Here is a 9,212-nt window from a genome sequence, read left to right on the forward strand (position 1 = left end):
TTGAAATCTGTGACTTCCGAGACTTTCTTTGATCTAGCGTCCTCCGCGATTACACCCTTAGACAAATTGTTCATTGAAGCGGAAGAAAAAATAAAAGATCACCTCAAAATTTCTCCAATGCTTAACTAAGCCTTTCAATCCGAACATCAGACAAATGAAGATATATCTCAATACCTGTGTATTGTCATTTGTCACTTCGTTTTTTCCGTTGTTTTTCAACGGACTTTTTTTCACTACGAGAAACCCAAAGTACGTTTGAGCGCGTATAGCAGCACGACCCACGGAAATAAACGAAAACTCAATACGTGAAGAGGTAGATCGTGAATCATTATAAAGCGCCAATGGACAACATAAACTTCGTTCTTTTTGAAGTTCTTAAAGCCAGCAACATCGCAAACATCGAGCAATTTGCCGACGCGACAGAAGACATGCAGCGTGCTGTACTTGAAGAAGCTGCAAAATTGGCAGAAAACGTACTTCAACCGATCAATGCATCAGGTGACAGGGAAGGGTGTGTCTACGACCCAGAAGCGAAAACAGTAAAAACACCTTCTGGTTTTAAAGAAGCATACAAAACGTACCAAGAAGGTGGTTGGAGCGGTCTCGCTTCACCCGTTGAGCATGGTGGACAAGGTTTGCCACACTTCTTGAAAGTAGTAGTTGATGAAATGTGCTGCTCTACCAACTTATCGTTTGGTATGTATCCAGGTTTGTCTCACGGCTCTATTGACGCTCTAACATTGCACGGTAACGAACACCAGCAGTCTTACTATTTGCCGAAGCTTATTGCGGGCGAGTGGACTGGCACGATGTGTCTGACAGAACCACATTGTGGTACAGATCTTGGTCTAATCAAAACTAAAGCTGAGCCGCAAGCGGACGGTAGTGTGTCGATCACCGGTAACAAGGTTTGGATTACAGGCGGCGATCACGATATGACTGATAACATCATTCACTTGGTGTTGGCAAAGCTTCCGGATGCGCCTGCAGGAAGTAAGGGCATCTCATTGTTCTTGGTTCCGAAATTCCTTGAAGATGGTTCACGTAACCCTGCGTTCTGTGGCGGCCTAGAACACAAAATGGGGATAAAAGGATCAGCGACTTGTGTCATGAACTTTGAGGGTGCGAAAGGCTGGCTTGTTGGTAAAGAGAATGAAGGTTTGAAGTGCATGTTTACGATGATGAACGCTGCGCGCATCATGGTAGGTATGCAGGGTCTTGGTTTAGCTGAAACCGGTTACCAAGTATCTTTGGCTTTCGCGAAAGACCGCTTGCAGAGCCGTTCATTGACTGGCCCTAGAAACCCAGATGGTCCAGCAGATCCAATTATTGTTCACCCAGATGTACGTCGTATGCTGCTTAAGCAAAAGGTGTTGATTGAAGCTGGCCGTGCAATGGCGTATTGGGCTGCTTATCAGCAAGACTTAGCACATGCAGCTCCAGAAGAAGCGGATCGCGAAAAAGCAGATGATTTATTCCAGATCATGACGCCAATCGTGAAGTCATTCTTGACTGACGAAGGCTACTTCAGCGCAGATGCGGCACTTCAGTCTATGGGTGGTAACGGTTACACCCAAGATTGGCCAGTAGAGCAGTTATTACGTGATGGACGCATTGCACGTATCTACGAAGGCACAAATGGTATTCAAGCGCTTGATTTGATCGGACGTAAGCTGACGATGCGCGGCGGTCGTTTACCTCGCACTTATATCGCAGCAATGAATGACTTGATCGCTGATGCATTGCCAGAGCATAAGAAGCAAGCTGAGCAGTTCATCGCGAAGTTGACCCAAACCTTGATGGGATTGGTGAAAACAGTGATGAGCGATCCAGAAGAAGCGGGCGCAGCAGCAACACCGCTCCTACGCATGTTTGCTTTAACTAGTTTGGCTGTAATGTGGGCCAAGATGGCTAAGCAAACTCAAGACGACGGTACGAAATCGCGCTTCTCTGAAGACTTCTTAGAAGGAAAAGTGAAAGCAGCAAACCACTTCTATCGCCTGTATCTTCCTGAGATGGATCAGCTAGCGGCAGATGTCGAAGCAGGTAAAGCTACCTTGATGGATCTTGCTGAAGCAGAGTTCTAATAAATTCTTGACCTTGCATTAGAAAACCGACCTTAGGGTCGGTTTTTTCGTTTATAGTCCAGTGTTTTTTAAACTGCGCTTTTTAATAATTAATCATATTTTGTGGGTAGTATTCCCGCACTGGCATACATATAATTTTGCAAAATTTTTCATAATCGGAATCCCGTGCGCGATATTTTGAAGAGCAAAATTTGGCAACTTTTCTTAGCGATTGCTTTCTTATCAATGCAATCGGCTTCGGCGCATATCCATTTGGGTTCGAATCATGATCATGATGGTCATGACCACACCCATTCTCAGTTAATACATACGAACAGTATTTCTTCTCATCATGTTGATGCATTTGCGGCTGAAATCGCACCTCATACTAGTGAGGTAGTTGAGCTTTGCCAAGACTGGACCGTAAAGAATGGGAAGAAGCTGAATGATCATGACTCCCAAGCTTATCTAAGCTCCGATTATGTTTACCGTGAACAGACGATTGTCGTTGAAGATTATCGAGGCGATGCTCCTGTTCCCGTTATCTTCCGATTCTATTTTTCATCTCAGGCTAGGGCGCCTCCAATATAGTTGTTCTCTTAGGTTTAAATCATTTTTTTATTAGCGAAAGCTAAGATTTATTATTGAGGTACACAATGTTATCTGTATTGAGAAAATACCGGTGGCCTGTCGCTATTGGTATGTATTTTTTATGTAGTTTCGTCTTTGGCCATGGTATGTCTGAGGCGGATAAGGCAAAGGCACTTGAGGCCACAAACTGGGATTTCGTGGAGCTGGGTGCCAGCCATATGGTCACTGGGTACGACCATTTACTCTTCCTCTTCGGCGTTGTTTTCTTTCTTACCAAATTTAACGATATTGTTAAGTTTGTAACTGCTTTTACTATTGGTCATTCAATCACGTTGCTATTTGCGACGCTGTATCATGTTCAGGCAAATTATTATTTGATTGATGCTGTAATCGCGCTAACCGTCATCTACAAAGCCTTCGATAATCTTGGAGGATTTAAGAAGTATTTGAATGTGGCTTCGCCTAATCTGCTGATCATGGTATTTGTATTCGGCTTGATTCATGGCTTTGGATTGTCGACGCGCTTGCAAATGCTGCCTCTCGCAGAAGAAGGCTTAGTGCTTAAAATTCTTTCGTTCAATCTTGGTGTAGAGCTTGGACAAATAGCGGTACTCGCTGTGATGGTGGCTCTCCTTGCAGGGTGGCGTAGGACAAAATCATTCACTAACTTTATTAATGCGGCAAATGTATTTCTAATGTCTTTAGGGATATTACTTCTGTTGCAGCAATTGCATGGATATTCGCACGAGCAGCATCCTGATGATTTTGGTTTCAGCGCAGATAATCATTTACATGCCCATGAGGAAATGGATGCTAGTTCGATGAAAGTCCCAGCTAAAACTCATCACGATTCAATTGACTGAACAACAAAGTTTTAAAGAGAGACATTATGATTAACTTTATTAGAACATTACTGCTTGGTGCGGTACTCATATTCAGCCAGTTTGCTTTAGCTGGGCCGGGGCATGATCATTCTCATGATCATCAACATGACCCAATAACAAGCGAACAAGCTGTTGATAAAGCATCGGCACATGTTCAAAAGCTCGTTAATAGAGGGAAGATCGATGCTTCTTGGGCGGAGGTTACGGCTAGCTCTGTCGAAGAAAAATCGTTTGGACATGGTCCTGAATGGGTTGTTTCATTTAAGAATGATGCGATTGCTGACCCAGCAAATCAGACGCTTTATATTTTCTATACCATCAACGGAAAGTACTTAGCTTCTAACTTTACGGGGCAATAAGTAGTCGAAGGAGGTGCGAACACCTCCTTTCAGATCGCTGACAAACCCCGGTTTTTATACCGGGGTTTGTTCGTTTTGACGGGTGTCTGGTTTTTTGGTTCTTATGTGCATCAGGCGTTAGTCGGCATCCATCTGCCAAACCTACTATGATTGGAACCGACATTTTTTTTAGAGTTGAGAAATAACGACCTATTTCTAAGAGAATATGCTGCTGCAAATTTTTTAAAGAACTATGTCAGAGAAAGCGTGCTATGCAAAGCGTGCAAAGGCGTCTTGTGCCGCATGAACAATAATGCCGTGTCGCCTAGCTAACGCGTCATGATCACGGTCGTAGCCACCACCAATCACTGTAGCAACTGGAATCGCTCGATCTAGACAATGCTCAAGCACTAAGTCGTCTCGTGCGCGAATCCCTTCCAGCGAAATATTAAGGTTCCCCAACGCATCGCCTTTCCATACATCAACGCCTGCATCGTATAAAACAATGTCGGGTTGAAAGTGTTCGAGCAACCGCACGAGCGTTTGCTCAACGATATGGAGGTACTCCATGTCACGCATCCCAACGGAGAGGCCGACATCCAAATCGCTTTCCTGCTTGCGGAATGGAAAATTCTTTTCACAATGCACGGAACAACAAAATATCTGCTCATCTTCCTGCAGTATGGCTGCGGTACCATCGCCCTGATGCACATCGCAATCGAAGATCAAGACACGTTGAACTTGCCCTCGAGCAACTAAAGTGCGACTCACAAACGCGAGATCGTTAAGCAAACAGTACCCAGAGCCAAAGTCATAATGCGCATGGTGTGTTCCACCCGCCAAATGCACGCCTACGCCAAACTCTATGGCTAATTCGGCAGCGTACAGAGTACCGTTTGGGGAGATGAGCGTCCGCTCTATGAGAGCTTCACTCCACGGTAGGCCTATACGACGCAAAGCCTTGGGGTCTAGTGTGTTATGAGTCAAATCATTGAGATAGCGAGAAGCGTGGCATAAAGTAAGTTCATCAATTCGCGCCGCGGATGGTTGATGTTCGTTAGATGCTACAAGCCCTGCATTGCAACAATAATCGTACAAGCGCTCAAACTTAGACATGACAAAACGATGTTTGCTGTCGAAAGGGTAACTGTACTTCGGATGATAAACCAAAGGCACGCGCTTCAAATCGTGATGCTCCCTTATTTTTAGTTGAATCTAGAAATGAAATATAGGCCAATGACATAACAAGTATGAAGTCATGCGGTATTTTCAACGTTTTTTGTTACGCGGTAATGAATCAAGATCGCGTTAACAAATGAAGTATTGCATGGTATCTAGCCAATAACTTAGCTCTGCAATTGTATAACTCTTCCTCGATCGAGATGGCTACCATTTAGTCTGCCGGCAGCCCCACGAACCCAGCCTTAGAATCTAAAGCTAGTATCCGCATGTTGCTTTAAGAGCTTGGTGATCTCTGGATTATTTTTGAGCTGAGCTAAGTCAAGCAAATAGTCTAGCTCCAGCTCTTTGAGTGTTTTGTCGAGCAAGGCTAGCCTCAGTTTCTCTAGCTCACCATTGGCGATCATGGTTGTGATTGCCGACATTTCGTTGATACCCATTCGTTTATTGTTTGAATTTGGCATTCGATGCTCCTTATTACGCTATCCACTCTGCTTTTATACATTGAGGTTCAATGGATCGGTTTAAAAGGTTTCTTTGTTTGAATGATAAAATTTAATAATTATACTGTTTGTATATACAGTATTTGTGATAGTGTATTCACACGAATTAAAAATAGGAGCAAATCATGGCGATCATTACGCGTTATGTGGTTGAACATAAAGGGGTTGAAAAGCTAGTGACGACAGACAAAAGAGAAGCAGATCGCTACGACAAGATGCTAGATGTAGCAGACAACCTTGCTACTTTTATACAAGCTAAGGGTGTAGATATTGATGATGGCTTACTGGAAGATCTGTCTGTTTTGCTGTCTAAAAACAAAGAGAAGGTGGCAAAACTATTTAAGGGAGTTGATGCCGAAAGTTTGCTTGAAGAAGAAAAGGCAGAAGTTGTAAAGCTAGAAACAAAGCAGGCTTGATTTGCATCGTGAGCACGTGACCGCGAATACGTGAAACAAAAGCGGTGCTCAGGATTCCAATCAAACCCTACTGGTTTTTTAGAGAAATAATAGACCGCTGTATAAGTAGGCCATGACGAGGTTGAAAGACAGCTTAGCGCTCACGCCGCGCTCGCTTGGTAGTCTTTCATGTTTGATTGATGTAACCACTGCAGAATATCGTCAGCGATGTCCGGCCAGCAGCTTTCAGCCTGATAGGTGTGGCTTAGGCCTTCGTATATTTTTATATCCGCGCCGAGTTGATCTGCGCTTTTCTGAATTTCGGTATGGGGGATAATGTGATCTCCCTTGGCAGCTAGAAACAATATGTTGCTTGGATGAAGTTTGGTGCTGATCAATTTTGGAGGTGATAGTAATTTCATTAATACTGGAATTGATTCGGACCTCAGCTGGGCGGTGACCTTGTCAGCATCAGCTGTGTCGCATGTATTAGAATATATTCCTATCGGGGGTGTTCCGTAGCGGGTTATACCTGCATAACACGCGGCGGTAATAAATTTGGCGAGAGAGATTGGTGACTTTTTAGCGAGAGAGCTCATCGAACCGACAACTCCAGAAATTGGCACAGGCGACATTAAGATCAATGCATGGGCTTTAGCGTGAGCAGTGGCGTGAAGGGACGCAAGTCCACCAAGAGAATGGCCAATGACGGTCGGTGCCTTATCAAAGCTTTCGATTGCTTCAATGCATTCATCGACGTAGTCATTAAACCTTAGCTTAAGCCGTTCCTTAAAAGATAAATGATGCCCGCTGAAGGTCATGCAATGAACTTTAAAACCCATCGCTCTATAGTGCTGAGCAAAATTATCTTCCCAAATCCAAGAACCGGACATAGCGCCGGGAACAAACAGAATGGGCGTACTTGTATCGATGTTAAGCGCATTTATGTTTGAAGGCATCGCTTAGTCCTGTTGCAGTTCTTTGAGTACGAGTGACATGGTTTGTCGATTGAACCCCATTCCTAAATGAGAAACGTTCACTTCGATATATCGTGTTTGTTGGTCTTCGGGCAATACGCTGGCAGACCAATCAACGACGCCGTCTGTTTTACTAACAATTGCACTGAGCTTGCATTGAATGGGCTTCTTTTTTCGCTCTTCGACGCCAGCCTCAATCCAGTCCAGATCTAAGCCTTTTTTGGCCAAGATAGGTGCGGCCGCAGTATATTTTGGGCCGCCCGTAAGCGGCGTGCCCAGCGTTACGACATGATCGACCATTTCGGGTAAATCTCTCGCTACTTCTCGGGCAACTACGCCACCAAGGCTCCATCCGACTAGCGAAACTTGCTTTCCTGTTTGTTCGTAAAACTCTTTCACTCTCTCAGCCATTAGACCGCAGAGATGAGGTACACCGAACTCTCCATTATGAGGATTAGGAGGAGGTAACTCCCATTCCATGGAGTGCAGGTCATAATCTTTGTCTAGGCCAGCACGATTGACTCCAAGTCCCCAGCCCATTGCTTTAAACCCATGACGTTCTAGGAAAAACCGGAGTGGTTTCATGCTTGAATCACTAGCACCGAAACCAGGCAGAACAAATACGTGACGGCCTTTGCCTATATCTTTTTGCTGTTTTACGCTCAAATATGACATCCATGCGGGTAGGGCAGTTAGGTCAAGTGCGGCGCGGTATTCCAGCAGGCCATTCTTAAAACTCGGGGTACTAAGTTGATGTGTAGTGCTCATTGTGGGGTATCCATTGATGAGAGATTCATTTGTTCGCTGGTGTGTTGACTGACAATACCTTGGACAGCGAAATCGAAATCTTTGGAATTCAAATGAGATCGCATTTGTTGCATCAAGTTGCCGACTAAATCCACATCACTTTGTGAGAAGGGGGCTAGTTGTTGCGCAACGAATTGTTTGGCCGCTAGCTTGGCATTCGCTAACAGACTTTTTCCTGAGTCTGTTAATTCCAAAATGATGGATCTTTTGTCGAGAGCGTGTGACTTTTGATGAATCAAACCTCTTTCTAATAGACGACGAGTTACGCTGGTGATGTTGCCCTTCGTCACCAATAGCCTTTTGGCTACTTCTTTGGGCGTGGCCTTGTCACCTAAGCTCTCGATTCCAGTAAGTACATCAAATTGTGAAACCGTAAGATCGAAGTGGCTCATCATACGGGCATATTTTTGATGGCAGGTTTGATATGCCTCGACTAGGTGTTTCCAGGCAAGTAGTCGGTTTGATGCATCGCTTTGGGTGTGCAAGATCTGGCCTTAATTAGTTGAATATTCAATCAATATGGTTCAATACTGAACTAAACGGGCTTTGGATCAGGCTTATCGGGTGAAATAAACAAGAGGTAGGGTCTGAGTGAATATCTTACATGCTAGTACCATAATAACTAATGGCTCATGCTTAAGCCTTAAATAATAAGCGCATTCCCTTCGGAAGTTCTTACAAACTCGGTCGTATATTGCCAACACTGTTCGATATTCTTACGGCAGAGTACTTCCTCAACACAGCCCGTTTGCAAGGCGTGTCCTTGGTCAATTAACAGTGCTTTGTCGCAGTATTTCAGGACATGATTCAGGTCGTGCAGTACTGCAATGACACGTATGTTTTATTCACGACTTGAAGGCATGGTGATGATTAGTCCTCAGATTTTAATCAGCATTAATTCGATGTCATTCCCTTCGTATTGGTCTTGGAACTTTAAATTTTTGACTTAGTTTATCTTAAGCTTTGCGCTGTAAATAAAATTCTATATAATAATCATTCTCATTTGTAATAAGTCCATTCAATTTATTTTAAGTGTTCGGTTTATGTTTTTTTACTGCATGTCTCTTTTCGGTTGTGTGCGGCGATTTGTTGTTCGCGTCATGGCCCTGGTTTGCTTGGTAACGGTTTCACTCCCAGCGTTGTCGGAAGAAATGCTTGAAAAAGTTTTGAAGCTAACTCGGTCGTCACATGAAGTTGCATCCGCGTCGCAAACTAGAATCGATCAGCTCTCTGAAAAGACGCGTCAAACAGTAGATGAAGTTCTAGCAGCCGAGCGTCAACTCAATCTTGTTAAAGCCTACAATATTCAAATGCGTCGCTTGATTCAGGCGCAGGAAAAGGAAAAGGTAGAACTGCAGCAGCAGATTGATTCTATTTCCGAAACTGAACAAGCCATGCTGCCGTTGCTTGTTGTGATGGTCGATCGACTAAAAGAGCTAGTGCAGGAAGATCTTCCTTTCAAACTAGCGCAG

General features: G+C 44.1%; 11 protein-coding genes. 6 read left to right on the forward strand and 5 right to left on the reverse strand.

Features of this window, described 5'->3' with window-relative positions:
- The first annotated feature begins 320 nt into the window (after positions 1-320).
- The 4 genes from A3739_RS07950 (at position 321) to A3739_RS07965 (ending at position 3,900) form a co-directional block, all read left to right on the forward strand.
- Complete coding sequence (locus tag A3739_RS07950) at positions 321-2,087, forward strand: acyl-CoA dehydrogenase family protein (protein WP_197472187.1); 1,767 nt, start codon at positions 321-323, stop codon at positions 2,085-2,087.
- Positions 2,088-2,252: 165 nt separating this feature from the next.
- Positions 2,253-2,657: a hypothetical protein gene (locus A3739_RS07955; protein WP_068500975.1), complete on the forward strand. Its 405-nt coding sequence runs from the start codon at positions 2,253-2,255 to the stop codon at positions 2,655-2,657.
- Between the two features lie 146 nt (positions 2,658-2,803).
- Positions 2,804-3,520, forward strand: coding sequence for a HupE/UreJ family protein (locus A3739_RS07960; RefSeq protein WP_082868974.1), 717 nt, complete (start codon positions 2,804-2,806; stop codon positions 3,518-3,520).
- A 26-nt stretch (positions 3,521-3,546) separates the two neighbouring features.
- On the forward strand, positions 3,547-3,900 hold the full coding sequence (locus tag A3739_RS07965; protein ID WP_068479912.1) for a DUF6488 family protein: 354 nt from the start codon (positions 3,547-3,549) through the stop codon (positions 3,898-3,900).
- Positions 3,901-4,149: 249 nt separating this feature from the next.
- Here A3739_RS07965 and A3739_RS07970 read toward each other — a convergent pair whose 3' ends face one another.
- Both A3739_RS07970 and A3739_RS07975 read right to left on the reverse strand, forming a co-directional pair.
- The gene (locus A3739_RS07970; RefSeq protein WP_231876795.1) at positions 4,150-5,055 is read right to left on the reverse strand and encodes a histone deacetylase; all 906 of its coding nucleotides are present in this window, start codon (positions 5,053-5,055) and stop codon (positions 4,150-4,152) included.
- Between the two features lie 248 nt (positions 5,056-5,303).
- Positions 5,304-5,522, reverse strand: a complete 219-nt coding sequence (locus tag A3739_RS07975) for a hypothetical protein (protein ID WP_068479915.1) — start codon at positions 5,520-5,522, stop codon at positions 5,304-5,306.
- A 164-nt stretch (positions 5,523-5,686) separates the two neighbouring features.
- Here A3739_RS07975 and A3739_RS07980 point away from each other — a divergent pair, with 164 nt between their 5' ends.
- Positions 5,687-5,977, forward strand: coding sequence for a YebG family protein (locus A3739_RS07980; protein WP_068476864.1), 291 nt, complete (start codon positions 5,687-5,689; stop codon positions 5,975-5,977).
- A 140-nt stretch (positions 5,978-6,117) separates the two neighbouring features.
- Here A3739_RS07980 and A3739_RS07985 read toward each other — a convergent pair whose 3' ends face one another.
- From A3739_RS07985 to A3739_RS07995, 3 genes are read right to left on the reverse strand one after another with little or no spacing between them, the layout of a single operon-like run.
- Entirely contained in the window at positions 6,118-6,915 is a 798-nt protein-coding gene (locus A3739_RS07985) for an alpha/beta hydrolase (RefSeq protein WP_068479918.1), read from the reverse strand.
- A gap of 3 nt (positions 6,916-6,918) precedes the next feature.
- Positions 6,919-7,701 (reverse strand): triacylglycerol lipase, encoded by a 783-nt coding sequence (locus A3739_RS07990; protein WP_068479920.1) that lies wholly within the window; start codon positions 7,699-7,701, stop codon positions 6,919-6,921.
- Positions 7,698-8,225: a MarR family winged helix-turn-helix transcriptional regulator gene (locus A3739_RS07995; protein WP_156493295.1), complete on the reverse strand. Its 528-nt coding sequence runs from the start codon at positions 8,223-8,225 to the stop codon at positions 7,698-7,700. Before A3739_RS07995 ends, A3739_RS07990 begins: the two co-directional genes overlap by 4 nt.
- Positions 8,226-8,855: 630 nt before the next feature.
- Between A3739_RS07995 and A3739_RS08000 the strand changes: the two genes are divergently transcribed.
- A partial coding sequence (locus A3739_RS08000; protein ID WP_197472189.1) for a DUF3450 family protein occupies positions 8,856-9,212 on the forward strand: 357 nt, incomplete at its 3' end.

Source organism: Oleiphilus sp. HI0067 (genome assembly GCF_001635735.1).

Coding starts and splice junctions, on each gene's coding strand:
- A3739_RS07960 (WP_082868974.1), top strand. CDS start 2,804: ATGTCTGAGGCGGATAAGGCAAAGGCACTTGAGGCCACAAACTGGGAT.
- A3739_RS07965 (WP_068479912.1), top strand. CDS start 3,547: ATGATTAACTTTATTAGAACATTACTGCTTGGTGCGGTACTCATATTC.
- A3739_RS07975 (WP_068479915.1), bottom strand. CDS start 5,522: ATGCCAAATTCAAACAATAAACGAATGGGTATCAACGAAATGTCGGCA.
- A3739_RS07980 (WP_068476864.1), top strand. CDS start 5,687: ATGGCGATCATTACGCGTTATGTGGTTGAACATAAAGGGGTTGAAAAG.
- A3739_RS07985 (WP_068479918.1), bottom strand. CDS start 6,915: ATGCCTTCAAACATAAATGCGCTTAACATCGATACAAGTACGCCCATT.
- A3739_RS07990 (WP_068479920.1), bottom strand. CDS start 7,701: ATGAGCACTACACATCAACTTAGTACCCCGAGTTTTAAGAATGGCCTG.